The organism is Paenibacillus sp. FSL L8-0158, assembly GCF_038592965.1.
Taxonomy (GTDB): Bacteria; Bacillota; Bacilli; order Paenibacillales; family Paenibacillaceae; genus Paenibacillus; species Paenibacillus polymyxa_D.
Genome location: NZ_CP151949.1, coordinates 5,503,242 through 5,529,476 on the forward strand (window position 1 = coordinate 5,503,242; position 26,235 = coordinate 5,529,476).

At 47.6% G+C, this 26,235-nt stretch carries 23 protein-coding genes, 1 pseudogene and 1 riboswitch; of the genes and pseudogenes, 7 read left to right on the top strand and 17 right to left on the bottom strand.

Annotation, left to right across the window (positions count from 1 at the left end; all coding sequences use genetic code 11):
- Window positions 1-166: 166 nt before the first annotated feature.
- The gene (locus NSQ68_RS24415) at window positions 167-1,180 is read right to left on the bottom strand and encodes a LacI family DNA-binding transcriptional regulator (protein WP_307351084.1); all 1,014 of its coding nucleotides are present in this window, start codon (window positions 1,178-1,180) and stop codon (window positions 167-169) included.
- Window positions 1,181-1,437: 257 nt separating this feature from the next.
- Window positions 1,438-2,847, bottom strand: a complete 1,410-nt coding sequence (locus tag NSQ68_RS24420; RefSeq protein ID WP_039271773.1) for an MATE family efflux transporter — start codon at window positions 2,845-2,847, stop codon at window positions 1,438-1,440.
- A 357-nt stretch (window positions 2,848-3,204) separates the two neighbouring features.
- Between NSQ68_RS24420 and NSQ68_RS24425 the strand changes: the two genes are divergently transcribed.
- The 3 genes from NSQ68_RS24425 to NSQ68_RS24435 all read left to right on the top strand — a co-directional run bounded on the left by NSQ68_RS24425 (window position 3,205) and on the right by NSQ68_RS24435 (window position 6,652).
- Window positions 3,205-4,212, top strand: a complete 1,008-nt coding sequence (locus NSQ68_RS24425) for an acryloyl-CoA reductase (RefSeq protein WP_342427435.1) — start codon at window positions 3,205-3,207, stop codon at window positions 4,210-4,212.
- A 234-nt stretch (window positions 4,213-4,446) separates the two neighbouring features.
- The gene (locus NSQ68_RS24430) at window positions 4,447-5,007 is read left to right on the top strand and encodes an RNA polymerase sigma factor (protein WP_342427436.1); all 561 of its coding nucleotides are present in this window, start codon (window positions 4,447-4,449) and stop codon (window positions 5,005-5,007) included.
- Window positions 4,967-6,652: a DUF4179 domain-containing protein gene (locus NSQ68_RS24435; protein WP_342427437.1), complete on the top strand. Its 1,686-nt coding sequence runs from the start codon at window positions 4,967-4,969 to the stop codon at window positions 6,650-6,652. Before NSQ68_RS24430 ends, NSQ68_RS24435 begins: the two co-directional genes overlap by 41 nt.
- 108 nt (window positions 6,653-6,760) lie before the next feature.
- On the opposite strand, the gene NSQ68_RS24440 is transcribed toward NSQ68_RS24435, so the two are convergent.
- From NSQ68_RS24440 to NSQ68_RS24500, 13 genes and pseudogenes are all read right to left on the bottom strand, one after another.
- Window positions 6,761-7,585 carry a carbohydrate ABC transporter permease gene (locus tag NSQ68_RS24440; RefSeq protein WP_029518673.1) on the bottom strand — a complete coding sequence of 275 codons (825 nt, stop codon included), beginning with the start codon at window positions 7,583-7,585 and terminating at the stop codon, window positions 6,761-6,763.
- Window positions 7,585-8,451 carry a sugar ABC transporter permease gene (locus NSQ68_RS24445; RefSeq protein WP_342427438.1) on the bottom strand — a complete coding sequence of 289 codons (867 nt, stop codon included), beginning with the start codon at window positions 8,449-8,451 and terminating at the stop codon, window positions 7,585-7,587. The genes NSQ68_RS24440 and NSQ68_RS24445 overlap by 1 nt, the downstream gene beginning before the upstream one ends.
- A 16-nt stretch (window positions 8,452-8,467) precedes the next feature.
- On the bottom strand, window positions 8,468-9,700 hold the full coding sequence (locus NSQ68_RS24450) for an extracellular solute-binding protein (RefSeq protein WP_342427439.1): 1,233 nt from the start codon (window positions 9,698-9,700) through the stop codon (window positions 8,468-8,470).
- Window positions 9,701-9,929: 229 nt separating this feature from the next.
- On the bottom strand, window positions 9,930-10,730 hold the full coding sequence (locus tag NSQ68_RS24455; protein WP_342427440.1) for an ABC transporter permease: 801 nt from the start codon (window positions 10,728-10,730) through the stop codon (window positions 9,930-9,932).
- Window positions 10,727-11,455: an ATP-binding cassette domain-containing protein gene (locus tag NSQ68_RS24460; RefSeq protein ID WP_342427441.1), complete on the bottom strand. Its 729-nt coding sequence runs from the start codon at window positions 11,453-11,455 to the stop codon at window positions 10,727-10,729. Before NSQ68_RS24460 ends, NSQ68_RS24455 begins: the two co-directional genes overlap by 4 nt.
- Window positions 11,456-11,796: 341 nt before the next feature.
- Entirely contained in the window at window positions 11,797-13,872 is a 2,076-nt protein-coding gene (gene abc-f, locus NSQ68_RS24465; RefSeq protein WP_342427442.1) for an ABC-F type ribosomal protection protein, read from the bottom strand.
- Between the two features lie 103 nt (window positions 13,873-13,975).
- Window positions 13,976-14,119: a hypothetical protein gene (locus tag NSQ68_RS24470; RefSeq protein ID WP_307351058.1), complete on the bottom strand. Its 144-nt coding sequence runs from the start codon at window positions 14,117-14,119 to the stop codon at window positions 13,976-13,978.
- An 80-nt stretch (window positions 14,120-14,199) separates the two neighbouring features.
- Window positions 14,200-15,378: an MFS transporter gene (locus NSQ68_RS24475; protein WP_342427443.1), complete on the bottom strand. Its 1,179-nt coding sequence runs from the start codon at window positions 15,376-15,378 to the stop codon at window positions 14,200-14,202.
- A gap of 69 nt (window positions 15,379-15,447) precedes the next feature.
- Window positions 15,448-15,547: riboswitch (purine riboswitch) on the bottom strand.
- 57 nt (window positions 15,548-15,604) lie between these two features.
- Window positions 15,605-16,564: an alpha/beta fold hydrolase gene (locus NSQ68_RS24480; RefSeq protein ID WP_342427444.1), complete on the bottom strand. Its 960-nt coding sequence runs from the start codon at window positions 16,562-16,564 to the stop codon at window positions 15,605-15,607.
- Between the two features lie 19 nt (window positions 16,565-16,583).
- Entirely contained in the window at window positions 16,584-17,633 is a 1,050-nt protein-coding gene (locus NSQ68_RS24485) for a glycoside hydrolase family 130 protein (RefSeq protein ID WP_342427445.1), read from the bottom strand.
- A gap of 59 nt (window positions 17,634-17,692) precedes the next feature.
- Window positions 17,693-18,526, bottom strand: a pseudogene (locus tag NSQ68_RS24490) (carbohydrate ABC transporter permease).
- A 2-nt stretch (window positions 18,527-18,528) separates the two neighbouring features.
- Window positions 18,529-19,413 carry a sugar ABC transporter permease gene (locus NSQ68_RS24495; RefSeq protein WP_342427446.1) on the bottom strand — a complete coding sequence of 295 codons (885 nt, stop codon included), beginning with the start codon at window positions 19,411-19,413 and terminating at the stop codon, window positions 18,529-18,531.
- A 67-nt stretch (window positions 19,414-19,480) separates the two neighbouring features.
- Window positions 19,481-20,803 (bottom strand): extracellular solute-binding protein, encoded by a 1,323-nt coding sequence (locus tag NSQ68_RS24500; RefSeq protein WP_342427447.1) that lies wholly within the window; start codon window positions 20,801-20,803, stop codon window positions 19,481-19,483.
- 234 nt (window positions 20,804-21,037) lie between these two features.
- Here NSQ68_RS24500 and NSQ68_RS24505 point away from each other — a divergent pair, with 234 nt between their 5' ends.
- The 3 genes from NSQ68_RS24505 (at window position 21,038) to NSQ68_RS24515 (ending at window position 24,671) form a co-directional block, all read left to right on the top strand.
- Entirely contained in the window at window positions 21,038-22,213 is a 1,176-nt protein-coding gene (locus NSQ68_RS24505; RefSeq protein ID WP_342427448.1) for an AGE family epimerase/isomerase, read from the top strand.
- On the top strand, window positions 22,210-23,409 hold the full coding sequence (locus tag NSQ68_RS24510) for a glycosidase (RefSeq protein ID WP_342427449.1): 1,200 nt from the start codon (window positions 22,210-22,212) through the stop codon (window positions 23,407-23,409). Before NSQ68_RS24505 ends, NSQ68_RS24510 begins: the two co-directional genes overlap by 4 nt.
- Window positions 23,410-23,657: 248 nt before the next feature.
- Window positions 23,658-24,671 (top strand): substrate-binding domain-containing protein, encoded by a 1,014-nt coding sequence (locus tag NSQ68_RS24515; RefSeq protein WP_342427450.1) that lies wholly within the window; start codon window positions 23,658-23,660, stop codon window positions 24,669-24,671.
- Between the two features lie 122 nt (window positions 24,672-24,793).
- Here NSQ68_RS24515 and NSQ68_RS24520 read toward each other — a convergent pair whose 3' ends face one another.
- Entirely contained in the window at window positions 24,794-25,006 is a 213-nt protein-coding gene (locus NSQ68_RS24520) for a cold-shock protein (protein WP_025721956.1), read from the bottom strand.
- Window positions 25,007-25,249: 243 nt separating this feature from the next.
- Window positions 25,250-25,765, bottom strand: coding sequence for a DUF2179 domain-containing protein (locus NSQ68_RS24525; RefSeq protein ID WP_342427451.1), 516 nt, complete (start codon window positions 25,763-25,765; stop codon window positions 25,250-25,252).
- A 156-nt stretch (window positions 25,766-25,921) separates the two neighbouring features.
- On the opposite strand from NSQ68_RS24525, the gene NSQ68_RS24530 reads away from it, so the two are divergent.
- Window positions 25,922-26,098 (top strand): CsbD family protein, encoded by a 177-nt coding sequence (locus NSQ68_RS24530; RefSeq protein WP_068939077.1) that lies wholly within the window; start codon window positions 25,922-25,924, stop codon window positions 26,096-26,098.
- Window positions 26,099-26,235: the final 137 nt, after the last annotated feature.

A 26,235-nucleotide genomic window follows, 5' to 3' on the forward strand; every position in this document is an offset into this window, starting at 1 on the left:
CGCATAACCCTCACCGCTATGAGCGCAAGCTCAACAAGGCCGCGTTCAAAGTCGGCCTTAACTTCGAATAGCCCGTATTCGCATTTGTGTGACCTGAGCAGCATACGCATACTCAGGTCGTACAAGGGAATACGGGCTATTTTATAATATATGACATGATGCTCGTCTACAGCGTTTTGACGGATTCTCCCCGATTGATATCCGGCACAAATCGGTAAATGATCGGAACCGATTCGCCGCCTTCCTCAATACTGGACAGCAGCGTTTTTGCCGCCTGCTTCCCCATATCCGCAATCGGTTGCGTAATGGTCGTAATCGGCGGATTGTAAATATGGGCAAACTCCGCATCGTCAATTCCGATAATGGACAACTCTGCCGGAATACGTATACGACGGGCATTCACATACTTCAACACCTCAGCCAACACGATATCATTCCCGGCCAACAGCGCAGTCGGCGGCTCCGGCAGTTGGAACAGCTCCTTCAGCGTCTGCTGGATTTCTTCTCTCGGCACGCTGTGCATATATTCTTCTCGAAATGGCAAGCCATGCTCTTCCAACGCCTTCTTGTATCCGCTGAGCCGCTCTACTCGTGGAGTAATCCGATTCATGCCAAGAGGCAAGGTAATTAACGCAATTCGTTCATGCTTGTGAGCCACAAGTTCCTGAATCGCCAGCTTAATCGCCATTTCGTTATCCAACAGCAGGCTACGCGTATTTACACCATCCACCAAGCGGTCCAAAAACACTAATGGATACTTTTCACGAATGAGCTGGTTGTAAATGTCTGCATGCTTTCCTGTCGGGAAGATAATTAAGCCGTCCACTTGACGGGCCTTGAGCATCTCAATATACTGGCTTTCCTTGTCCGGATTTTCATCAGCGTTACAGATTATGACCTGAATGCCAAAAAGCTGCAATTCCTCCTCAATCGCACGGATAGACTGGATCGACAGCGTATAATCAATGTTGGCTACAATGACTCCCACCATAAACGTCCGGTTCTGCTTCAAGCTGCGGGCCAGCCCGTTAGGCTGATAATTCAGCTCTTGAATAACCTCGGCAATCCGGTCCCTTGTCTGGTCGCTCATATATTTATATCGTTTGTTCAGAAATTGCGAGACAGTGCTTTTAGACACTCCTGCCTTCTGGGCAACATCTTCAATCGTCGGCTTCTTCATCGGTACACTCCTTGTCTTTCATGTACTGCGTTAGTGCAACAAAAGTATATCTTTTTTTTAGTAAATTTACCAGACTTCTATTTATGAAAGCCATTATGATATAAGTTGAACTTCAAAATTGCCTATCGTGCCACTGTATAAAAGGGGGGTTCTCTCGGCTACAAAAAGAGGCAGTTCAAGATGTTCTCTTGAACTGCCTCCACGTATACAACTCTATCGAAAAGCTAGGTTTCAGTTGGCCCTAAATACTACTTGGATCAGTGTGCTGGGACAGGCGTTGCAGACTGATCTGGTGTATCGTGCTCGATCAGCGCATGCTTTTCCCATAACCGGCTTTTCCAGCGGGCATACATGATGACAGCACGAGTCCATTCATCAGCAGCAATCGCCAGCCACACACCGGCGAGCCCCATGTCCAGCTTGAACACAAGCAGATAACCAAGCGGCAAGCTCATGCAAACCATGGAGATCAGACCCATAAAGACCGGGAACTTTGCATCTCCAGCAGCACGCAACGAGTTAATAATGACGATATTCGTGGTCCGACCAGTTTCTAGCAGAATGCTAAGTAAAATGACCTGCGCTCCCAAACGAATAATTTCAGGGTTTTCCGTGAACAAACCAAGCAAGGGAACACGGAAAAAGATGACCACCGCATCAATAATCACGGTCACGAGCAACGCCCATTTCACACTGGTCAGTACACGTTTATAGGCAGTATCCTTCTGTCTGGCTCCCACGAGTCTTCCTACCACAATAGCCGTACCCATACCGACTGCCATACTGAACAAGTAAATATAGCTTGAAATATTATTCGCATATTGACGTGTCGCCATTGCTTCTGCGCCCAGATAAGTCACGTACAGTGTGAAGATGAGCTGACACGACTGATACATAATGGACTCCAGCGCGGATGGTACACCAATGCGCAATATTTTAGAGATGAACTTTTTGGACAATTGGACGTAATATTTCCACTCAACACGAACCTCAGTGACCCGGTACATCAGCCAGAAGAAGATCAGGAGACAAATAAAGCGGCTACCTACTGTAGAAATAGCAGCACCCTCTACTCCAAGTGCAGGCATTCCCCAATGCCCAAAAATCAAAACATAGTTGCCGACCACGTGGATCACGTTCATAAAAACCGATACATACATTGTTTCTTTGGTAAAACCATGTGTACGAATAGTCGCCGCCAGCGCATTAATCAATGCTTGAAGAAAAATGGCACCCCCGACGATGCTCATATAAGACTCCGCGTAAGCCAGAATCTCACCCTGGACATTCAGCCATTGCAACATGTGCGTACCAAATACGAGAAAAATTACGCTAAGCAAAAGACCTACCATCAAATTCAACGTAATGGCCGTACCTGTAACCTGGGCCGCTTCGACTAGTTTCTTAGAACCGATATATTGAGCTACGACGATAGCAGCGCCGTTGCCGATAACCTCCAGTACAAGGATAGCAATTGAAATAATTTGATTGGACGCGCCCACACCCGACACCGCATTATCAGATACAGAACTGATCATGAATGTGTCGACGCTCCCCATTAGCATAAACAGAAACAATTCAAGGAAAATAGGCCATGTTAAACGGAACAAATTCAGTTCCTTAGCTTCGGACAATACCGAACCTTTTTTTAGTGCTCTGGTTGTCATTCATTCACCTTTCTTCATAGATTTATTTAACGATCAAAAGGTATGTTAGCACAGTCATTCTGAAAATACATCCCGTTTACGTAAAATGATTTGCAAAATGCGTAAGAATTCATTTATCACCCTCTTTATAATTGATTATCGAACTTTATTGAAACAGGATATTGCAAGAATATATCAGTAGTCTGGTCTTTTCGACGCAATTATGAGCTAAAGAGTATAATAGAATACGAGCCTGTGAGCATTGCCGCTGACAGGTTGTGAAGATTGTTGTATGCTTCCTAAGCATAATTTGTGAATTAAATATGGAATATATAGGACATTCATAGGGTTAAAAGGTAATAAAGGAGGCTTTTACAGATGACTCAATCATTTCAAGCTCTTGTCGTCGATCAGACACAGGACGGTGAAGTTCAAGCAGAGGTACGTTCTCTGGAAGCTAGCAGTTTACCTGCTGGAGAAGTATTGATTCGTGTCACTTATTCCAGCATCAATTATAAAGATGGGCTTGCTGCCCGCAAGGATGGCAATATTGTCAAAGCCTATCCGTTCGTACCAGGCATAGATTGCTCGGGAACCGTCGTCTCTTCGGAGGACAGCCGCTTTAGCGAAGGACAAGCGGTGCTCGTTACCGGATATGGGCTGGGTGTGTCTCAATTCGGGGGATTCAGCCAATATGCACGTGTGCCTGCGGACTGGGTGGTTCCACTTCCGAACGGACTCACGCCGAGGGAGGCAATGATTTTCGGGACAGCCGGATTCACCGCAGCCCTGTCGTTATATCGACTGGAACAAAACGGCGTTACTCCCGAGCAGGGCAAGGTACTCGTCACCGGAGCGACGGGCGGCGTAGGCGGGGCAGCCATTGCCTTGCTGAACAAGAGAGGCTACCATGTCGTAGCCAGCAGTGGCAAGGCCGATGCGCTCGATTACCTCAAGGCGCTCGGAGCAGCCGAGGTTATTTCCCGCGAGGAGGTCTACGACGGTGCGGAGAGCATCCGCCCGCTGGGCAAGCAGCTTTGGCAAGCGGCTGTTGATCCTGTAGGCGGAAAGCCGCTCGCTTCGCTGCTCAGCCAGATCGCCTACAACGGCTCCGTTGCCGTGAGCGGCCTGACGGCAGGCACCAAGCTGCCTACGACGGTGCTGCCGTTTATTTTGCGCGGCGTAAGTCTGCTGGGCATAGACTCTGTCTTCTGCCCATACGACACTCGCGTAGCGATCTGGAAGCGGCTCGGCAGCGAATGGAAGCCGGAACAGCTGGAGCAGCTCGTTGAGCGCGAAGTCGGATTGGCTGACCTGCCAAGCGCGCTCGAAGACATCCTTGCAGCCCGCTCGCAAGGAAGAACGCTAGTACGGCTGGTTGACTAAGCGGCGTAGTCCGCAAGCTATCCATTGACGTGTTTTCGCGTGAAGAAGTGTCATCCCTTAGGGTCTAGCTTAGGAACATGTAAGAAGCCTGTAAATCTGCAGTTTTGAGATTTACAGGCTTCTTTTTTCGTGTGGTACATTTGAAGCAGACGGTTTACTTTTCGCAACCAAATGAACCTTTTGAGGACCTCAGTTGTTATATAGATAAACTGCACGAGAAAGGAGAGCACATCATTGGAGAGCAATCGAGAGTTGTTTGATTTGTATCAACGAGATGTATACCGAACCTGCTACTACATGGTACATAATGCATCGGATGCAGAGGATTTAACGCAGGAAGTGTTTATCATCCTGTTTCGCAGCAATCGTGAACAGATCGAACAACTAAAAGCCTGGATTATGAAGATTACGGTCAATCATTGTCTGAATTACCTTAAACGCCAGAAAAGCCTGCATTTGAAGGTATCGGCTAATCCCTATCTATTTAGCGGGGCGGAAGGTAAGCCTGTAGACAGGCTGGTGGAAGAACGCGAATCGGCAGAGGAATGGGCCGTTTATATGAATCGCCTTCCGGCCAAAATCCGCGCTGTGCTGACACTCCGCTATATGCATGATTTCACGCTGGCGGAAATATCCAAACTGCTAGAAATTCCGCTGGGAACCGTCAAATCGAGGACTCACAAAGGACTAAAGTTATTGGAGCAAATACTGCGGGATGCAGAGGTACAAATTCCCGAGATGGAAGGAGAGAACTATGAACAAAGTAGAAAAGACATTGAAGCGCAAGTTAAATAATGATTCGAAAATGGCCTATCCTGACTTCGATGAGATGTGGAATCGGATGGAACAAGCAGGACAGACTACCCCCGTTCTGACTGATGCTTCCGATTCATTCACTCCGCGCCGACACAGAAATTGGCGCAAAATAGCTATCGCCGCCTCTCTGAGCGCACTTCTCGTTGCCGTTCCCGTCTATGCCGCCATCCATTATAACTGGGATAATCTGCTGCACGGAAGAAGCGGCATTCAGACGGCACTAAATCAAGACCTTGGACAGCCGCTGGAGCAATCCGTAACCAGAGACGGAGTGAAGCTGACGCTGCATACCGCTATTGTCGATGAGAACCGGACTGTGATTCTGTACAGCTTGGAGGTCGGAAAACGAGCAGACAACGAGTTTTGGAATGTCAAAGGCGTATCGCTAAAAAGTGCTGCGGGGGAAAGCAGTGCAGGGGAATATAACTTTCAGCAATGGGACCCGAAAAATCAACGGTACAACGGGTACTTTGAAAGTGACTGGACACCGCAGCAAGAAACAGAGAACGTGCGGCTGACCGTAGATCATATGGAGCTCACCAGCGTTCAGGAACTGGAATTGCCGCTCGATATCACATCGCCTCAGATGCAGACGTTCAAGCTGGATCGTAACGGCTTACAAGATATGAAGGTACAGGTATTTCAACAAGGGAAGGATAAGCTGATGCTGTCCTCGGCAATCACCTTCAATTCGTCGATACCCAAGAGATGGGATAATCCGCAAATCGTTGCTTACAAAGGCAACGAGCCTGTGATGTCGCAGCCTGGGGGGACTTTTGGCAAACCCGGAGATAACGGGGAGTATACAGCACAGCAGTATTTTTCTAAAGCAGATATACCAGAAGGACAGACTGCTTTCAAACTGCAATACGCGCAAACTGAGAAAAGTATACATGAACCCATAAACTTTGATCTACAGCTAAGCAAGAAGAAAATGGAAAGCGGGACAATTAAAAGTGTGCTGAATACCCCGTTGGAGAACGGCAAGCCGAATTTTACACTAGAACAAATGATTGTCACACCTACACAAATCCGTGTCACGATCAGAAGTGAAAAGAAATTCGCCATGTTACCTTATCAAAAGTACTTTCTTTCTGTGAACGGCACAACGTTAGAGGGTAGCCGTTGGTCTTCACCTGATCAGGAGCACGATCTGAATACGATCCGTTTTGAACGACCGTCCCATCTTGTGATTACCAAGGACACTCCTATTACTTTTACAGGCAAATATAAAGTCACGATCCATTCGGATGACAAAACACCACAGCTTTTAACTGATATATCTGACCAGAAGCAGACACTAACGACGCAAATAGGTGGCTATCCTGTGAAGTGGACTTACTACAAACAGGAATCAGACTTATTCGTAGAAACCGAAAGCGAGGACGCTCACTTTGGGGGGATTAACCAGACGCATATTGGCCTGGGTAAAGAACGGGTCATTGGCAAGCCGATCACAGCCAATTTTGCCGGAGACGGCAATAACAAGGCAGTGGATGTCTACAAGAACTTCAAAGGGAAGGAAGCTTCTATCTATATGTTCTACTATACAACGGACGACCCGGAAGCAGAGACAACCGTACCCTTGCAGCCCCTGACAAGCAACAGCGAAGCTTCTAAATAGCGATGCTATAAAAAGAGGGTCCTCTATACCTGTGTGAACCGTGGTATAGGGAGCCCCTTTTTATTTTCCTAGTAAGGCACGGTCTGCCTGAAACGATAGGCTCCTGCCCTACTTCACAGAACCTTGCGTAACGCCATTGATAATCCATTTTTGTGCAATCAGATAGACGATAATCATCGGCAGCAAAGCCATCAGATACGAGGCAAAAGCCAGATTAAAGTCGGTGTTGAACTGTCCTTGGAACACATACTGGACGAGCGGTAGCGTATATTGCTCCGCATCGCTAATAATAATGAGCGGCAGCAAAAAGTCATTATATGTGGACAGACAAGTGAGAATTCCCACCGTAGCACTAATCGGCGCCATCAGCGGGAATATAATGCGCCAAAAAGTCCCCCATGTCGTCGCACCATCTACCGTGGCTGCCTCTTCCAACGCCACCGGAATGGAGCGAATATAACCAACATACACGAAGACATTAAACGCCAAACCATACACCGTATGCAGCATAATGAGACCCAACAGATTAGTCATATGAAGGCCCGAGGCCAGTTTTACAATCGGCAGCATGATGATCGGGAACGGAATGAACATGGCACTCACAAAATAAAAATATAACCCCTTGAAGAAACGCCGCTGCATATTACGGGCAATGGCATAAGCAACCATCGAATTGGTTAGCAAAGTGAGTATGACCGTCGATGTCGTGACCATCACACTGTTCCGAAAAGCGCTGAAGAAATTGGTCATTTCCACTGCACGACTAAAATTCTCCCAATGCAGCTCGGTCGGAAAGGCAAAGGCGGAATGCGCCATCTGCTCGGGATTTTTAAGTGCTATCGTTACCGTCATATAGAGAGGAAACAGAATAAATATCGTCCCCAACGCTACCAGAAGCAGCACAGGCCAGTTGGTACGTCTGCTCGTTTTCATCAGTTATCCATCTCCCTTCTCTGGAGGAATCGCAGCTGTAAGATGGAAATGATCGCGATCACAATAAAGTAAATAACAGAGTTAGCCGACTGATAAGCAAATTCTCCGCCTCTAAAGCCTCCGGTGTATATCAGGTGGGATATCGACTGGGTGGCCCGTCCCGGCCCACCATTCGTCAAAGCCACGATCTGATCGAACACCATCAGGGAATTTTTCATCGCCAATACCATATTGATCGTAAAAAACGGTGCAATTAATGGAAAGGTAATGCTCCAGAATTCGCGCCATTTACCCGCACCGTCCAAATTGGACGCCTCATACAGACTTGTCGGAATGGTTTGCAGCCCAGCCAGATAGAGAATCGTATTAAAGGCAATCCCCTGCCATACAGCTACGATGACAACCCCCACCCAAGCCAGTTGTTCGCTGCCCAAAATGTTCGTCGACAATGAGGTAATACCTAAATTTTGCCCCCAAATCGTAAACACGTTCGAGAACAAGTAATTGAATATGTAACCCACGATCAGCACGCTCAAAATATTAGGCAGAAAATAAATACCGCGGAAAAAGTTACGAAACCGTATTTTAGCGTTTAGCCCCATTGCAATCAGCAAACTGAGGATATTAGTCGCAATGGTAACCACAATCGCAAATTTGAAAGTAAACCAGTATGCGTTCCCCACATTGTCGTCCTGAAACAAATTAATATAGTTCTTAAACCCGACAAAGTGATACTGATGACCAAAGCCGTTCCAGTTCGTGAGTGAATAATAAAATCCCTGCAAAGCAGGCAAGGTCAAAAATAAAAAAAACAAAAGCACCGCCGGCACCGTCATCCAGTAAAAAGTCGTTAGTCGCTTATTCATGTCTCCTCCTCCTCTCTTATCGGCGATTAGCTACCTTCTCCCATTCTCGGTCCAGCTTGGCTAGATAAGCGTCGATATCTCTGTTTTGCAGGAAGGCCTGTACAATCGAATTCAATTGGACCGCTTTGGGAATATAATGATCGGCAAAATCAATGACGCGACCCGATTTAAAATACGGCAACAGCTCCGCCACACTTGGATCATCCTGCGTGACTCCCTTCACCGCCGAAAACAGCGTTTGCTCTGTAATGTATTGCTTGCTATTCTCTGGCTTCAACAAAAAGGCAATGAACTCCTCGGCCTCCTTTTTATGCGGAGTGCTCTCCGATACGGCTAATAGCGTATCTATCCCGGACACCAGTTTGACCGCCTTTTCGTCATTCCCTGTCGGTAATGGGAAAAAACCAAGCTCCACTTTCGGGTTGGCTTTGCGAATTTCAGAAATGGCCCACGAGCCCTGAATGTACATCAATCCCTGCCCGCTAGCGAAGGCACGATTACCGTCGGCATAGTTTTTGCCAAAATTATCATTATGTCCGTATTTCAATAACTCCAGCTGCTTTTCCGCAACCTCGCGATACTTGTCCTGAAAGGTGACCTGATTTTCACGCCGTTGCAGGAAAAAATCAATACCCACCAGATTCGGACCCAGTGCATTAAAAGGGAGATTCGTTTGCCAATCATCCTTATATGTAAAATAGAAAGGAATTTTGCCAGCAGCCTTGATCTTTTGCGCCGTAGCAATCAGCTCATCCCACGTTTTGGGCACCTGTAATCCCATTTCCTTAAAAAGCGTTTTGTTATACATCACACCATTCGCATTCGCAGCATAAGGAATTCCATACACGGGATCGACCCCGGTCACATCCTTAAGCATCTTGAGGTAAATCGGGTCAATCGTACGTGGCAATTCTGTATTCGCCAGATCTGTAAAAATACCGCTTTGTGCCAAAATGGAGTAGGTATCGGTGGCCCCAAGCCCCACAATATCAGGTACATCGTTTTTGACAACCCGTGTCAGTAACACGGTCTCTGCCTCTGGCGGGTTGACCTGTGTCACTTCAATACCAGGATGTTCCTGATTGAATTGAGAGATTAGCTTATCGAATGAACCCTTGGCCTCAGGTTTGTTTTGAAAGAATTCAATTTTCACCTTACCCGAAGCATCGTCCTTGTTGCATGCGCTCACAAAAACAGCCAACAAAAGGATCGCCGCCAGTGTAGACAGCTTTTTGACCCAACTCCACATGCTCATACCTCCTTTTCCCCTATGTCAATCTATGCAGGACTAAACAATTAATACCCGTCCCTTATGGAAAAGAAACGATACAACGCATTTCAGCTATTACAACAATAAAATCGGCTCTGGGGCTGAATGTTAAAAAAGATCCAATTGACCTCAAGCGGTCGATTGGATCTTTCTTTTACCTTTATGATGTTCAGGTTACATAGTCTTATTTCGGCATGAGGAAATCCCCCTAATACAGATAATCATCGGTCACAAAACGGCGGTATGCTCCCCAAGTAAAAAAGATAAGATATAGACTAACAACGGTAATAATCGCCCCATTCACAGACGAATTCCCCATTAAGGACCTATCTAATCCTGTATGCTGCATATACGGAACAATCATAAACGCGATCACATTGTGCAGGTATGGGATATGAGAAACAAAAGAGGCCAGTTTTAAATACAATGAATCAAACAACAGAGAGCCCAGATTGTATACCATACAAACACCGATGGCATACGTTACACTCTTGCTGTACATAGCGATAAAACAATAGAAGGAGCTTATTGCTAATAATGAGGCAAGTGCCCAACCATAGTACTCAAGCATCTGCAGTCCTTGAGATCCAGACAGCCCCGCATCACTTATATCATATGACAGAGTCCATACTTCGACGATCACCTGCGAGGATACTGCAAATGCAATGAGAAGAAACAAGATAGACGCATTCAAAACCAGCAGCTTACTCCAGAAAATCTGACCGCGGGTAAATCGGCGCACAAATAACAAACGTAGTTGCCCGCTTCGAAATTCCTCTGTGTATACAGCAGCCGCTAAAGCAGCCACAGCTATATTGCATGCTAAAAACAAATTCTCACGCAGACCCGTAACGACAAAGTTTAAGGATAATACCTCTACAGGAACCTCCCTCGTGCGCAAGAAATATACTCCTGTTGAACAGGCTAGGGTCGGCGTACATAACACCATGAGCCAGAACCACTTTCGTCTCCATAATCGCTCGAACTCACTGTATATTAATGATTTCATAGTCCCATCAATCCCATGAAAGCATCCTCTAGCCGTTGACCATCCTCCACGAGTTGATCAGCAGGCCCCTTCCAAACTAGCCTGCCCTCTTTGATAACAATGAGTTCGTCACACATCTGTTGCAGTTCATCCAACAGATGACTGGAGATAAAAAAGGCATAGTTCGCTGAATCACGTAGTTGAAGCACAATATCTCTCAACTCCCGCATTCCCATAGGATCAAGTCCATTGGACGGTTCATCCAGCAATAAAAGCTCTGGAGCACCCAGCATGGACTGCGCAATACCTAGCCTTTGCTTCATTCCCAGCGAATAGGTTTTCACCTTGTCATCTCCCCGTGTTTCCAGCCTCACCTTTGTAAGCAAATCTTCAATATGTATCTCCCGATCTGAGGGCGCAATCTCAGAGTGTAACCGTGACAAATTGCGCAAAACCTGTCTGCCTGTCATATAATCAAAAAAGACTGGAGATTCGATAAGAGCCCCCACCTTGGACAGCGCCTTTTCCCGATCCGTCTGTACATCATATGAAGCTATCTTTACAGAGCCGCTGGTTGGCTGCATTAATCCGGTCATGATTCGCATCATTGTGGTTTTGCCAGCTCCATTAGGTCCGATGAATCCATATATCTTCCCTTTCTGAAGCTTAAAGGAAACACGGTCTAACAAATGCCTTTTCCCCATTTTCTTCGTTACCTGACTGACCTCCAGTAAGAAGTCCGACATACTATTCCCTCCATCCATAACAAATCACAACATGTTCCAACGCGTGCATTTGATATGTAAGATCATGATGGATAACATAAACTACTTTTAACAATGACTCATATTATTTATTCATTTAAAAAGTATCACATGTTGCGAAATGCAAACAACTCTCTTTATATGTAAAATATAATAACAATAATACATCAATACCATTTATCTTAATTAATGGTCATTAATTTTCGTGATGATATTTTGTCTTTACACTGCAAAAAAGGTAGCCCTTCAGTAAACGTTCTACCTCAGGACTACCCTCTATATAAAATAAACTATTTTCTATCCAGTAACTACTAGCCTGTCACCTACTCCAGCTCAACCCACTCGCCGAGCAACGTGTCCAGCTCGGCTTGCAGTCGCTCACGCGCGTCCCACAGCTCCGCCATGTGCATCGTGTCGTCGCTTGTGCCGAGCAGCTCCAGCTCGGCATCCGCTGCCGCCAATTCTGCTTCTTTGGCGGCGATAGCCCGCTCCAACCGCTCGCTGGATGCAGCGGGCGGGCGTGATGGCTTCGCAACCTTCGCTCCGCGGGCTCCAGACCCGGTAGCGGGCGAGCCCAAGCGGCCTGAGCGTGCACGGCTCACATCAGCTTCCGTAGTCGCTCCCGTCTGCGCAGCCGCCCTCGTGCCATTGCTCGCTACACTGGAATGTGTAGCTGTGCCCGAGCCTGAGCTGCCACCGGATGCGGCTCTGCTTGCAGATGTCTGGCGCGTCCCGGTATCCCCCTCGCTCTGTAGACGAGCGTTTTCCAGTTCCCGCTTCTTCGCTCTGTACTCATCAAAGCTGCCCAGATAAAAGGTCAGCTTTCCATCCTCCAGCTCCCACACGCGCCCTGCCAGCTTATTCACAAAGTAGCGGTCATGCGAAATCGCCAGCACCGTTCCCGTGTAGGTGTCCAACGCTTCCTCCAACGCCTCGCGCGAGTCGATGTCCAGGTGGTTCGTCGGCTCATCCAGCACCAACAAATTCGGCTTTTTCATGACCAGCAGTGCCAACCGCAAGCGGGACCATTCGCCACCGGACAGCATGCTCACGGGTTTAAACACATCGGCACCGTAAAATAAATACTTCGCTAGCAATCCGCGTGCCTCGCCTTCTTCCACCCCTGCTTCTTCCTTGAAGTAAGCAAGCACAGTCGCCCGGCTATTCCGTTCTCTCTCTTGCTGCGCCAAATATCCGTACTCTACGCGCGCGCCCCACTGGACCGTGCCTGCATCCGCGCTTTCCTGACCAAGCAGCAGCTTGAGCAGCGTCGTTTTGCCTGAACCGTTATCACCCAGTAAGGCCACCTTTTCGCCGAATTCCAAGTTGCCCGTTGCCCCGTTTAATATCTGACGCTCTCCATAGGATTTAACTATTTCTTCAAACTGTAGCACCCGGCGACCGGAACGATCCTCCAGCTTTAAGTGAAATTCTGCCCCCTGCGGGTCCAGTACAGGCCGCTTCACCAGCTCCATACGCTCCAGTACTTTACGAATGGAAGCTGCTTTTTTGAAAAACTTTTCGTTATCGCCGTTGCGACCCCACTCTTCAAAACGCCGAATGGCCTCTTTCATCTTTTTGATTCGCTTCTGCTGTTCCTTATAATCTTCGAATTGCAGTAGCAATCGTTCTTCCTTTTCCTTAACATAGCCGCTGTAGTTCGTATAATACGTAAACGCCTCGCCATCCTCGAGCTCAATCATTTTAACGGCGACCCGATCCAGAAAATAACGATCATGGGACACAACCACACATGCGCCTGTGTAGCCCTGCAAAAATTGCTCCAGCCATTCCAGCCCTTTCAAATCCAGATGGTTGGTCGGCTCATCCAGCAGCAGCAAATCCGGTCGTCCGATGAGCTGTGATGCCAGCGCTATTTTTGTTTTCTCTCCACCCGACAGCGATCCGAAGTTGCGCGTATACATGCCTTTCGGAATACGCAGCCCATCCGCTATCTGATCAATGTTTGCATCCATTTCATAGCCGCCGTTGCGCTCAAACCGTTCCTGTAAGGCAGCATACGATTGCAGCAGCTTCTCCAGAAGACCCGTATCCGCTGCCACAACCGGATCTGACATTTCCCGTTCCAGTGCGCTCATCTGATTGCGGCAATCCTTCAGCCCACGATAGGCGTAAGCTAGCGTTTCGTACACGGTGAAGCTCTCAAACTCAGCCGGAATTTGCGGTAAATAGCCGATTTTCGTATCCTTGGCGATGACGAGCTGCCCTTCATCCGGTCGGGACAAACGTGCGATTAGGCGTAATAGGGTGGTTTTACCGCTTCCGTTGCGGCCGATGAGCCCCACCTTTTCTCCCGTATGGATATCAAACGATGCACCATCCAAAATCAGATTGGCAGCATGGTATTTTTTCAATTGTTGACCGTTAACTATATACATGTTCAGGCTCTCCTTTATTTAGGAAGACCCTTACCCGGGTAACACAAAAAGAGCCGCAGGAGCAACCCCACGACTCTTCGGAAGATACAGCAATCCGTTCGAGTTAAGGTAGGCGTCTTCTCGCGATGTTTACAACCGTATGATTAGAATTGGACAGACTTCTCCCGTTGTATGGAAAAGCATGAACAATGCCAGCCATAGCAATCGGCAGCTGGCTAATACGGTTGTTCAGCATCTCGTGATTCACCTACCTCACCTCCTTCTTCATAATTGTGTGTAGTATAACATGTTTGCTCACATTATAAAAGAGGGCGATGGTCCAGCGAACTATGAAACAGAGTGGCGCCCTCTGACAGCCTGCGATGTCCCGGCTCTGGTAATCGAAAACACGCCGCAAACAAAAGCAACAATCACAAATGCGCCACCCACCCAAGCGTTCGTGGCAACAGATTCACTATTCTCAATCACTACTCCTCCCAAGGCAGAACCGAGAGCGATCCCGACCTGAAGTGCGGAGAAATTAAAGCTTTGCTGAATACTACCCGATTCGGGTGCATTTTCAATAAGATAGCTTTGCATCGGGGGTGACAAGGCCCAACTCAGTATGCCCCAGATGATCAATAGTGGTGCAAATACATAAATCGAGTGGATTGAGAATGGCAGCAAGAACATCACGGCGATAAATACGCCAACGACGATTAGAATACTTTTCGCTGTGCCGAACCGATCTGCCAAAGAGCCACCAATAAAACCACCGCTCACTGCCGCCAGCCCAAAGACAAAATAGGCCACACTAATCCAAGAGGCGTTTAAGCCCATCATATTTTCTAAAAATGGAGTGAAATACGCATATAACGTGTAATGGCCCGCCAGTGTCAGCGTGGTCACCAGATGAGCACTGATGACTTTAACATTTTTTAAGGATTTCAACTGATCACGCATAGGCACAACATGTTCCGTCGGAATCCGCTCCATAAACAAGTTGATAACGATCATAGCAACGACCGTCAACAAGGCAATGATCAGGAAAAGCACCCGCCAGCCAAACGCATTTCCAATCAACACCCCGGCTGGAATACCTAGAACGATGGAGGAGCTAACCCCCATGGAGATGACACCGAGGACACGGGCCTGATAAGCCTTGGACACCACTTTGACTGCAATGGTCAATGACAATGTCACGATCAGCGACCCGCTTGCAGCGGTAACGATACGGGATACAAATAAGACAGCATAATTCGGACTCCAGAAGGCCAGCAGACTTCCCAGAATAAAGATAAACATCGACCACAGGTACAGTCGTTTTCGTTCAATTTTGGCGGTCAACGCTAACAAAGTGGGCCCAGCAATAGCATACACGAGCGCATAGATCATGATAAGCTGTCCTGCCGTGCTTACGGAGACATTCAAATCCTGTGCAATTTGGGGTAGCACGCCACCGATAATCAGCTCCACCAACCCCACCGTAAAGGTCGCAATCGTTAAAATAACTACTTTGAAGTTCATTACATTAGCTCCTTTGCTGTCATGTAAATTCCCTCGTATGACGCAAAAAAATCCTGACCACAAGAAATGTACAAGACGTACACTTTTTGTAATCAGGATTTATCGGTTCCTGGTAGAGACCCTCAAACCATATTATTGAGGTTATACAAATGGGGCATTCATTTATTACGCATTCACGAAGGTTATAGCTATTACTATAAAGGAGCCTGTGGCTAAGTTCAACCCCCTACATCCGCAAAAATTCACTCATGGCACGATCCGACAGATAAGGTAAGTATTCATGACCATATTCGTGATACAGGAATATTTCCTTGTCTGATACGATTTTATTGTACACCGCAAACTGCGTGGAGGGTGGACAGATGGTGTCCGACAGCCCTGTCACAAACAACACACGACCACGAATAAGGTCTGCCAAATGTTGAATATCGATGTAGCCTAGTCGGTGAAATAGTTCCTCCTCGCGCAAATGGTTCGGATCAAACCAACGAAAATAATAAACCAGTTCTTCATATGCAGATGTAGTGGCATCCAGCGCCCAAGCTCTTTTATAGTCCGACAGGAACGGATATACCGGAACTGCCATACGGACACGTGGCTCCAATGCAGCGCAGGCAACCGTTAAGGCCCCTCCCTGAGAGCAGCCAAATGCGCCGATCCGTTCAGGGTCGACCTGCTCCATAGACATCAGAATGCGCACCGTCTGCACGGTATCCAAAAATACATTGCGGTAATACAACCGATCCGGGTCCGGGTCGTCAATCCCTCGGATGATATGGCCGCGCACCGTCGTTCCTTGAACCTGCAAATTGTCCTCGGACAGCCCTCCTTGCCCCCGGCAATCCATAGCCAGCACGGTAAATCCGTGTGCCGCGTAGCTTACCTTGTCGAACCAATCACCACTGTCGCAGGAATATCCATGAAACATGGCCAAAGCTGGACCTTGTTCCGTAAGGTGCTTGGGACGAGCCAGCTTCCCATGAACCTTTGCTCCGCCCACTCCGGTAAAATATAGATGGTAACACTCCACCAGCGGAGAGACAAAATCAGCAGGCTCCAGTGTATAATCAAGCGGTTGCTGCTCCAACTCCTGTAATGCCCGTTCCCAGTATGCGTCAAAATCAGGAGGCTTTGGGCTGCTCCCCATGTACGACTGCAATTGCTGTAAAGACATATCCTCCGGCATTCACGTTCCCTCCTACATGCTACATCCGGCCCGACTCACGGTCGTCTGCGACCACTTCATCCGTTGCGATGACATACTTCATAATGTCGGACACTGTCGTATATGCGATACCTACATACGTGTCAGCAGCTCCATAATAAATCGCAATCCGCCCGGTGTCCGCATCATGCAGCGTAGCACACGGGAACACCACATTCGGCACAAAGCCCCGCTCCTCGTACCATTCCTCCGGGGTCAGCACGAAGTTGGAAGAACGATATTTAACCTTAGATGGATCATCCAGATCAAGAACAGCTACCCCCATGCTGTATACCAGCCCATTGCACGTGCCTGTCACCCCGTGATAGAACATCAGCCAGCCCTCAGTCGTCTCAATCGGTGCCGGTCCGCCGCCAATTTTTACCGATTGCCACCAGCCCTGTCCGCCTTTACTCATGACATGGCGGTGCTTGCCCCAATAGACCAAGTCAGGACTTTCACTCAGAAAAATGTCGCCAAATGGCGTATGACCGCTGTCGCTCGGACGGGATAACAACATAAAGTTTCCGTTTAGCTTGCGAGGTAACAGCACTCCGTTGCGATTAAACGGCAAGAACGGATTTTCCAATCGTACAAAACTTTTAAAATCCTTTGTTTGGGCGATCCCCAACGCTGCACCGTAAAAATCTGTACACCAGATGATATAATACGTATCCTCCACGCGGATCAGACGCGGATCGTAGGCATAGTTAGGTTGGTAATCGTTCCCTTCCTCATCAACCAAATGCAAACGTTCTGTCTCAATGTCCCAAGCCAACCCGTCGTCACTCCAGCCTAGATGCAAATGCGGACGTCCGTTAATTGTTTCAGCCCGGAATACCCCTACAAACCGGCCTTCATACGGAGCTACTGCACTGTTGAAAATACGGGCAATGCCCGGCACCGGATTCCGCCCAATGACCGGATTCTCAGTATGTCTCCATACCGGAGCCTCACCGCCCTCTGGCTTATCCTGCCACGGCATTTTCGGCAGACTGTCTCCCAAAATTCGCACGCTATTTACTCCCAAATCCACATTCAATTTATTCATACGTATATTCTCCTCTCACCGAGATACTTGATCTCATCTTTTTTTATTTCGACGTTATTCTATTTCACCGAACCCTGAGCGAATCCGTTATAGATATATTTTTGTAAGGATAAAAACGCAATCAGCGTCGGAATAATGGCAATGATAATGCCCGCGCTAATGACTTCCCATTGTGATCCATAGGGTCCTTTAAACTTGAACAGCGCCGTCGATATGACCTGAAGGCTTGTTTTGGGCATATACAGGAACGGGGTGTAAAAGTCATTGTAAATATTAACGCCCTTGATAATGATCACCGTCACAATGGCAGGCTTCAGCAGGGGCAAGATAATGCGCCAGTAGATCGTTAGATAAGAGGCCCCATCCAGCATGGCCGATTCATCCAGCGCCACCGCAATGGAATCCAGAAATTACAGAAAAATATACACCGCAATAATATCCGTTCCCAAATACAGCAAGATCGCCGCCCAAGGTGTGTTAAACAGCTCCAGCTTGTTGATAATTTGAAATGTCGATACCTGCGTCGTTACCCCCGGAATGAGGGTCGCGAGCAGGAACGCACCCAGCATAAGACTTTTGCCCTTAAATTTAAAACGGTTCAAAATATACGCGATCATGGAACCCGTCAACGTGGCTCCGATGATCGAAATCAACAGGATAAAAGCTGTGTTCACAAATCCGGTCAGCATATTTCCGTTAATAAAGGCTTTGGTATAGTTAGCCCAATTCAGCCAGTTCACGGGGGGAGTCAGAGGACTGGTTGCCGCATATTCAGTCTTCGTCTTCAAAGATGCAAACAAAATTACGACAATCGGCAGCAGTGCAATGAACGCACCTAGTAGTAACGCGGCATACTTGATGCTGCTAGCCAGTATTCTTTTCAGCTTATACATGATTAGTCCTCCTCTCCCCGAATCAGCAACCGTTGAAGCAGCGTAACAGCGATCACGATCAGCAACAGAACAACTGCCATCGCCGAGGCCAAACCGACCTTGCTGTATTTGAATGCCACATCAAGCGTCTGAATGACGAATGTTTCGCTACCATTGGAGCCACCGGTCATAATATACGGAATATCGAATGCACTGACCGCACCGCTAATGGCCAAGATGAGGTTCAACTGCAAAATCCGCTTGATGCTCGGCAAAATAATTGAACGGAACTGATGCCAGCGGTTGGCCCCATCGATATCGGCTGCTTCATACAGATCACTGGATATGGAAGAAATCGCACCTAGAAACACAATAAAATTAAAGCCCATGTATCTCCAGATCGACGTGCCAGCCAGCGAAATATTGATAATCTCCGGGTTGCCCAGCCACAGCTTGACATACGAACCCAGCCCCATCGCCTGAAGCAGTGTATCGAGCGTGCCGTCTGGCTTAAAAAAGAATAGAAAAATAAAACCAATGGCCACCCCGTTCATCAGGGAAGGAAAAAATAAAACGCCTTTAAAGAAATTTTTAAACCAGGTCTGAAAGCTGAGAATGCTTGCAAAATAAAGGGCCAGACCCATCTGTACAAACGTGGCTACAAAGTAATACAGACTGACCTTAAACACCGAGAAATACTCGGGATCGGTAAAGATTTTGATATAGTTTTCAAAACCCACATATTCCAGACGCTTACTATAGCCGTTCCAGTCCGAAAAGCTGTACTTAAACATATTGATCACCGGCAAGTACGCAAAAGTGATCAGCAGCGCTAGCGGAATAAATGAAAAGGCAACAATAATCGCCAATCTTTGTTTGGAGTAGCTGAGATTCGAAAATTTTAACATGCTGCACCTCCTGGCTATCCGTCCATCGACTGCTACGTCGATCCTTTCTTTTCGTCAGTTCAGATGGCTATTTTGCTTCCTTAGCAGCCACTTCAGCACGCGCTTTCACCCATGCATCGTTCAGATCCTTCATAATGGCGTCATACGATTCCGGGCGGTTACCCACCGCTGCCTCAATAATGCGTTTCTTGAAATCAGGCTGCCATAGACCAATTTCTCCCATTTTGTCGATTTTATCAACAATTCCTTCCTGTCCTTTTGGAGATGGAGTAAGTGTTTCAAAAACGACCCCCTGATCCTCGTACTGCTTCAAAATGCTAGGCATTGGAGCACCCTTCAGCGGACTAATACTGCCTGCCTGCTCTACAGCATAGTTGGACTTTTCGGTAAACCAATCCACCCAGGCACGGGCCGCTGGTTTATTTTCACTGTTTACGTTAATACCGAGGTTAAAATCACCAGCCAGCGGCACAAGTACCTTGGAGGCATTCGTCGGGAAAGGCATAAAACCGATATCATCCTTGTTAGGAGCTGTGCTTTTGATCTGGTCAATTGCCCAAGAGCCAAGCACCATCGTACCGATTTTGCCTTGAGCAAGATCTGCCTTGGAGGTCTCCCAATCCGTAGTCGTTGGATCTTTTTCAATCAGGCCTTTTTTAGCTGCATCGTATAGGACCTTATACAGTTCATAGTGAGGCTGGCCCTTTGTGAAATTGTCATCTGTATTCGGTTGTGTGACATTCACGTATTCCTTCGTACCCGCCAATGTTGCCAAACTAGACTCCCACTGGGTCAGTGCCCAACCAGAGGCATAGTTCGTAAACAGCGGCACTGCCTTGGTTTTGTCCTTAATCTGCTGTAACGCTTTCAGGAATTGGTCCGGTGTTTTCGGAAGCTGTGTGATTCCTGCATCCTTGAACACCTTTTTGTTATAAATCACTCCAGAGTAAACCATCGCAATCGGAATACCGTAGCTGTTATGATCCACCGTACGTTCTTCAAGGCCGGCATACTTGTTTTTCATCTCCTCATAAGTACCCAGCGGCTCGAAAAAATTGGGCAGCTCTTCAACTGGAATACTGCCAGGAATCAGCAAAACATCTCCGTAATCCCTGGTCCCCATCCGAATTTTAATTTGACCATCATAATCGGCCAATGCCTGAAAGTTGACCTTCACGTTCGGATAAAGCTTGTTAAATTCCTTGGCGTAGTCCTGAAATACCGTATCCACAATATCTGTCCGCTGTGTGATAACCGTAATTTCACCTTCCACGGCCTTTGGATCAGAGCTGGCTGCTGGTATATCCGATGCTTTTGGAGCACAGCCTGCAAACAAACCCGCTACTAATAGCACTGACAACAATGGTATTAAAACTTTAGACAATTTCATAAAACGACCCCTCCCATTTTTTATTAAGGTTATCGTTAAGCTAACAAAAGTTATTCTATTATGATAACGCTTACTCTGTCAATTACATTATTTTTTTTGTACAGTACACTGGGGTTTTATGTTGTGAATAAACACAAGACGAGAATAGTTGACAGTTTACAAACACCTAGATATGATACTTCTGTAAAGTTAACGATAACCTAATAACTTATTTTCCGAAGGAGGCTTTGTCTCTTGGAAACACTACTGGACGAAATTCGACAGGAATGGAAGGAACACATACTCCCATTCTGGCTTGGACTGAAGGATGAGACACACGGTGGGTTTTACGGCGAGGTGGATGTGGATCTGCACACTCATAACCAAGCCGACAAAGGCGGGATTGCCACTGCACGGCTACTCTGGTCGTTCTCGGCGGCTGCTCGTGTAACAGGGGAAGATACCTATGCAGAAGCCGCACGACATGCATTCACATTCCTGCGAGATCACCTACTCGATCCATTACATGGAGGAATGTTCTGGATGGTGGACTACACCGGGCAACCCGTAGACACGTGCAAGCATGTATACGCGCAGGCATTCGCGATCTATGCGCTAGCAGAGTATGCACGTGCTACAGACGACCCGAATGCATTGCCACTAGCTATGGAGCTGTTCCACCTGCTGGAGCAAAAGGGATATGATCCCGCCCGGCAGGCATACGGCGAGCAATATGACCGCTTGTGGAACACGCAGCCTAATGAGCTGCTCAGCGAAAATGGAGTTACCGCGCATATCACCATGAATACGCATATTCATGTTTTGGAAGCGTATACCCAATTGCTGCGCGTCTGGCCAAATGAAGAGGTTCGAGATGCACTGACGAACGTACTGGATATTTTATATCATCGTGTTTACGATGCTTCTGCCCGACGATTGGGGGTATTCTTCGATCGTGAATGGCGCTCTCTGCTTGACCTGACCTCATATGGTCACGACATCGAGGCCAGCTGGTTGATTGAGGACGCTATGAATGTGCTGGGTTATTACCCGTCAGAATACGTGGATATGGTGATGGATATTGCCAATGCGGTAGCAGAGCGCGCTGTTCAGCCAGACGGATCGCTCATCAACGAGCGGGAAGGAGAGCGGGTAGACACCTCACGTATTTGGTGGGTACAGGCCGAGGGGATGGTTGGTTTTTACAATGCGTTTCAACGTACAAAAGACGAACGATTTTTGCAAATTGTGCGTAATCTGTGGGCCTATACCCGGCAATATATCATAGATCCGCGCCCCGGAGGCGAATGGTTCTGGTCAGTTCAAGCGGATGGTAAGCCTGATGCGAGAGAGATTGCTGGACCCTGGAAGTGCCCTTATCACAACAGCCGATTTTGCATAGAAATGCTAGAAAGGATGGAGAACCAATGATTCATAGCAAATACGATGAGCTGCTATTGCAGCAAGAGGAACTGATTACACGCCCTAATGAGGTTAAAACTACCTTTTACAATGGTATCTACGAACGCTACCTCTATCCAGTGCTCACACGCCATCATGTTCCACTTCACTGGCGGTTCGATCTGGATGCGCAAACTAATCCCTTTTTCATGGAGCGGCTGGGTGTAAATGCGGCATTGAATCCAGGGGCGATCTATCATGAAGGAAAATACATTCTTGTTTCGCGTACCGAAGGACTGGATCGAAAATCATTTTTCGCTTTGGCAGAAAGCGATAACGGCATTGATCAATTTCGATTCATTGACGCCCCCCTAGTATGGGAGGATATCGACCCAGAAGAAACAAATATGTACGATATGCGGCTGGTGAAGCATGAGGACGGCTGGATTTACGGTATTTATTGCTCAGAGAAAAAAGACCCTGACGCGCCACCTCACGATACCTCCAGTGCTGTCGCTCAGGCAGGACTAGTCCGTACTCGTGATCTGCGCACATGGACCCGGCTTCCCAACATCACTACCCAGTCCCCACAGCAGCGCAACGTTGTTCTGCACCCTGAATTTGTGGACGGTCAATACGCCTTCTATACTCGTCCTCAGGACGGGTTTATTTCCACCGGCTCGGGCGGTGGCATCGCCTTCGGCCTGTGCAAAGATATTACACAGCCCGTAATTGAACACGAAACCGTCATTGATGAGCGCTGCTATCATACGGTGTACGAAGCCAAGAACGGGCAGGGTCCCGCCCCGATTAAGACGAAGCTCGGCTGGATTCATATCGCTCACGGGGTACGCAATACAGCCGCCGGGCTGCGGTATGTGCTGTATACCTTTGCCACCAGTCTGGAAGACCCTACGCGCATCATTGCCAAACCCGGCGGGCACTTTCTGGCTCCTTATGATGAAGAACGCGTGGGCGACGTTTCGAATGTTATTTTTTGCAACGGGGCAGTCGTTAACGAACAAGATGAAGTTTTTATCTACTACGCATCTAGTGATACCCGTATCCACGTGGCGACGACCACCATCGCTCGACTGGAGGACTACACCTTCAATACACCATCCGACCCGCTGCGCTCTCTCAGCAGCGCCGCTGTTCGCCGTGATCTGATTCATCACAATGAAGCGCTATTGAAAGCGCACTCCCGTCCTTCTCAGCGGACATAAGCTGCAGGCTTTATCCTGCTTGCGGAACCATGTATACTATCCATAGAACAACTGTTACCCGCAGGCTAATTGTTGTTCTATGGGCAGCTAAGCTGCTAGTCTTTGTATCTTTACAGAACAGCTTCTCTGCTATGTCTTTGTATCTTTACAGGCAGCTAAGCTACTAGTATATTCCCCCAGCATTTTGCATCCATTCTTTGGATTTAGGCAAGATGCTTATCTTTTTAAAATTGGAAGGCGGAACAGGAATGAAGAGCAACGTAACGATGCGGGATATTGCAGATAAGCTGGGAGTAAGCAGCGTGACCGTGTCGAAGGCGCTCAATGACAAGGATGGGGTTAGCGAGGAGCTAAAAGAGCGTATTAAGACGCTTGCGGGCGAAATGGGTTATCGTTTCAATACCGTTGCCAAGTCCATGAAGGAGGGCCTCACCTATAACATTGGTGTGGTCATTCCCGAACGTTTTACCGGCCCTGGCCAATCGTTTTATCTGCACATCTACCAGCAAATTTCACGGGCACTGGAGCCATACGGCTACTATGGTATCCTTCACATCCTCCATCGCGAAGACGAAGAACAGCTTAATCTGCCACGTATTTATTACGACCGCAAGGTGGACGGCTTCATTCTCCTGGGCCAAGTGAGCAAGCCATACATTGAGCTTGTACAAACCATGGAACTGCCCAAAATGTTTCTCGATTTTTATGATGAGCATGCCGATATCGATTCTGTGGTGACGGATAATTTTTACGGAGCCTACGAGCTGACCAACTATTTGATCGCCCAGGGACACCGGGATATTGCATATGTGGGCAACCTCTATTCCACCAGTAGTATTCAGGATCGTTTCCTCGGCTACTATAAATCCTTGCTGGAGCACAGGTTGCCTCTTCGTAACGAGTGGGTGCTCAGCGACCGGGACGACGAAGGGTCTTATGTCGAAATGGAGTTGCCTCAGCCGCTACCGACTGCCTTTGTATGTAACTGCGATCAGGTCGCTCACAATCTGGTGCATAAGCTCATTGGTCTGGGATACCGCGTACCTGAAGACTGCTCTGTGGTCGGCTTTGACAACGATGTATACGCCACTCTTATTGTTCCGCAATTGACCACAGTCGGAGTTGACATCGAGCAGATGGCACGTACCGCAATTGATTCGATGATGAAAAAAATAAGCCATCCCGGCAGTCGCTTTGGTCGAGTCCTGGTGCAGGGTCATATTGTATATCGTGACTCCGTGCAGCCCATCCAGAGACCATGATCATTAAATATTCCACAACCAAAAGCCGCTCAGCATGTCGCTGGAGCGGCTTTTGACGTTCATAAGTATTGCAGTGTGATCATCGTACTCACTTTCCATTGTGGATCTTGCAGAATCCTGGATTAGGAGCGCTGGGCGACAAAGGAATTGCCCGCCCGATTGAGAATCGGCAACATCCGCATTTCCTGCCCCATCGAGGCTTGGCAAAATGGACAAGCTGGCTCGTTCAAAAAGGTGAAATCCGTTCGCATCCAGCCGTTGCAACCCTCATTTGTACACGACCAAATAGCCGTATTTTCCTCTGGAATGATTTCCGGGGCCTGGCGTCTGTACATCTATATCCCCCCTCGGTTTTTTATAGGGTAATATCCCCTGTCGGCTTACTGTTAATCCCCACTTGTGCCAGGATTTATAAAAATTCGATTCCAGTCGCTCCGAAGCACAAGATATAGACGAACTAAACCATTTCGATCTATATCTTGCTCATTGGAAGTCGCTATTGGATTTTTGAAAAATTCACCTGTGCGGGTATTAATATGCTCCAAGCTCCGAAAAATATGCGCATTTTACCAAAATGTTTATTTACGGATAGCCTTGGTCCAGAAGCCGCCATGAAATTGCTTCGGCTCTACCGTAATGACAAAAGCCTTAGGGTCCAGCTCCAGAATGGACTGATACAGCCTATTCTGGTTTTTCCGTTTAGCCAAAATTTCCATCACCAGGCGATCACCATCACGCCCACTGCCCAGCCAGGCTGTAACACCGTATCCTTTGTCCCGTAGCGCATTGGCAATTCCTCCATTGATCTCATTGCTGATCACCTTAACAGTGACATAACCGAGCGCTATTTTTTCCTCAATCCATGCTCCAATAAGAATACCCAATGCATAGCCAATGGCGTATACCGCAAGACTTGCCACTTGATCCAGGTACTTAAGCACAACATTTAAGCCCAACACATAGACCGTAACTTCCACAGTGCTAATGAGCGCAGCAATATACTTCTGTCCTTTCAACGTCAGAATCATGCGCAGTGTATACGCCGATACGTAAATAATTTGAATAACGAGAATAAACAATAAAATTTTGAGCATGCGCTCACTCCCCACTTCACGTTCTGATTTAACCCGTATCCAACATTATACCCCCGTCTGTGATATACAGCCTCTGGTTTCGTATTACCCTTGCTCGGGTAATGACTAACTACAGCATGCTGAATGAAAGTTCGATCACATAAGGAGGGCTTCAACATGAAGGATAACGGAATTAGCGATAAAATCAAAGGTAATGTGAACAAAGCCAAAGGTGAAATCAAGGACCAAATCGGGAACGCTACCGATAATAAGTCCCTTCAAGCCGAAGGTAAACTGGATAAGGCCAAAGGCCATCTTCAGGAAACAGCAGGCAAACTGAAGGACGGCAAATAACCCTGAATGGATAACCTCGACGCACTGTTTTACCAACAAGTCTCGCTGTCTTGTGCAGCGGGCTTGTTTTGTGTTGTTCGGATAGTTTTGGAAAAACTTTTGCGCAAACAGGGCAACTTTTATGGTTGCTGTTGCGT

Coding starts and splice junctions, on each gene's coding strand:
- abc-f (WP_342427442.1), bottom strand. CDS start 13,872: ATGTATATAGTTAACGGTCAACAATTGAAAAAATACCATGCTGCCAAT.
- NSQ68_RS24520 (WP_025721956.1), bottom strand. CDS start 25,006: ATGTACAGACGCCAGGCCCCGGAAATCATTCCAGAGGAAAATACGGCT.
- NSQ68_RS24495 (WP_342427446.1), bottom strand. CDS start 19,413: ATGTTAAAATTTTCGAATCTCAGCTACTCCAAACAAAGATTGGCGATT.
- NSQ68_RS24525 (WP_342427451.1), bottom strand. CDS start 25,765: ATGCTCAAAATTTTATTGTTTATTCTCGTTATTCAAATTATTTACGTA.
- NSQ68_RS24435 (WP_342427437.1), top strand. CDS start 4,967: ATGAACAAAGTAGAAAAGACATTGAAGCGCAAGTTAAATAATGATTCG.
- NSQ68_RS24425 (WP_342427435.1), top strand. CDS start 3,205: ATGACTCAATCATTTCAAGCTCTTGTCGTCGATCAGACACAGGACGGT.
- NSQ68_RS24475 (WP_342427443.1), bottom strand. CDS start 15,378: ATGAACTTCAAAGTAGTTATTTTAACGATTGCGACCTTTACGGTGGGG.
- NSQ68_RS24440 (WP_029518673.1), bottom strand. CDS start 7,585: ATGAAAACGAGCAGACGTACCAACTGGCCTGTGCTGCTTCTGGTAGCG.
- NSQ68_RS24420 (WP_039271773.1), bottom strand. CDS start 2,847: ATGACAACCAGAGCACTAAAAAAAGGTTCGGTATTGTCCGAAGCTAAG.
- NSQ68_RS24480 (WP_342427444.1), bottom strand. CDS start 16,564: ATGCCGGAGGATATGTCTTTACAGCAATTGCAGTCGTACATGGGGAGC.
- NSQ68_RS24510 (WP_342427449.1), top strand. CDS start 22,210: ATGATTCATAGCAAATACGATGAGCTGCTATTGCAGCAAGAGGAACTG.
- NSQ68_RS24455 (WP_342427440.1), bottom strand. CDS start 10,730: ATGAAATCATTAATATACAGTGAGTTCGAGCGATTATGGAGACGAAAG.
- NSQ68_RS24485 (WP_342427445.1), bottom strand. CDS start 17,633: ATGAATAAATTGAATGTGGATTTGGGAGTAAATAGCGTGCGAATTTTG.
- NSQ68_RS24415 (WP_307351084.1), bottom strand. CDS start 1,180: ATGAAGAAGCCGACGATTGAAGATGTTGCCCAGAAGGCAGGAGTGTCT.
- NSQ68_RS24515 (WP_342427450.1), top strand. CDS start 23,658: ATGAAGAGCAACGTAACGATGCGGGATATTGCAGATAAGCTGGGAGTA.
- NSQ68_RS24530 (WP_068939077.1), top strand. CDS start 25,922: ATGAAGGATAACGGAATTAGCGATAAAATCAAAGGTAATGTGAACAAA.
- NSQ68_RS24460 (WP_342427441.1), bottom strand. CDS start 11,455: ATGTCGGACTTCTTACTGGAGGTCAGTCAGGTAACGAAGAAAATGGGG.
- NSQ68_RS24445 (WP_342427438.1), bottom strand. CDS start 8,451: ATGAATAAGCGACTAACGACTTTTTACTGGATGACGGTGCCGGCGGTG.
- NSQ68_RS24450 (WP_342427439.1), bottom strand. CDS start 9,700: ATGTGGAGTTGGGTCAAAAAGCTGTCTACACTGGCGGCGATCCTTTTG.
- NSQ68_RS24500 (WP_342427447.1), bottom strand. CDS start 20,803: ATGAAATTGTCTAAAGTTTTAATACCATTGTTGTCAGTGCTATTAGTA.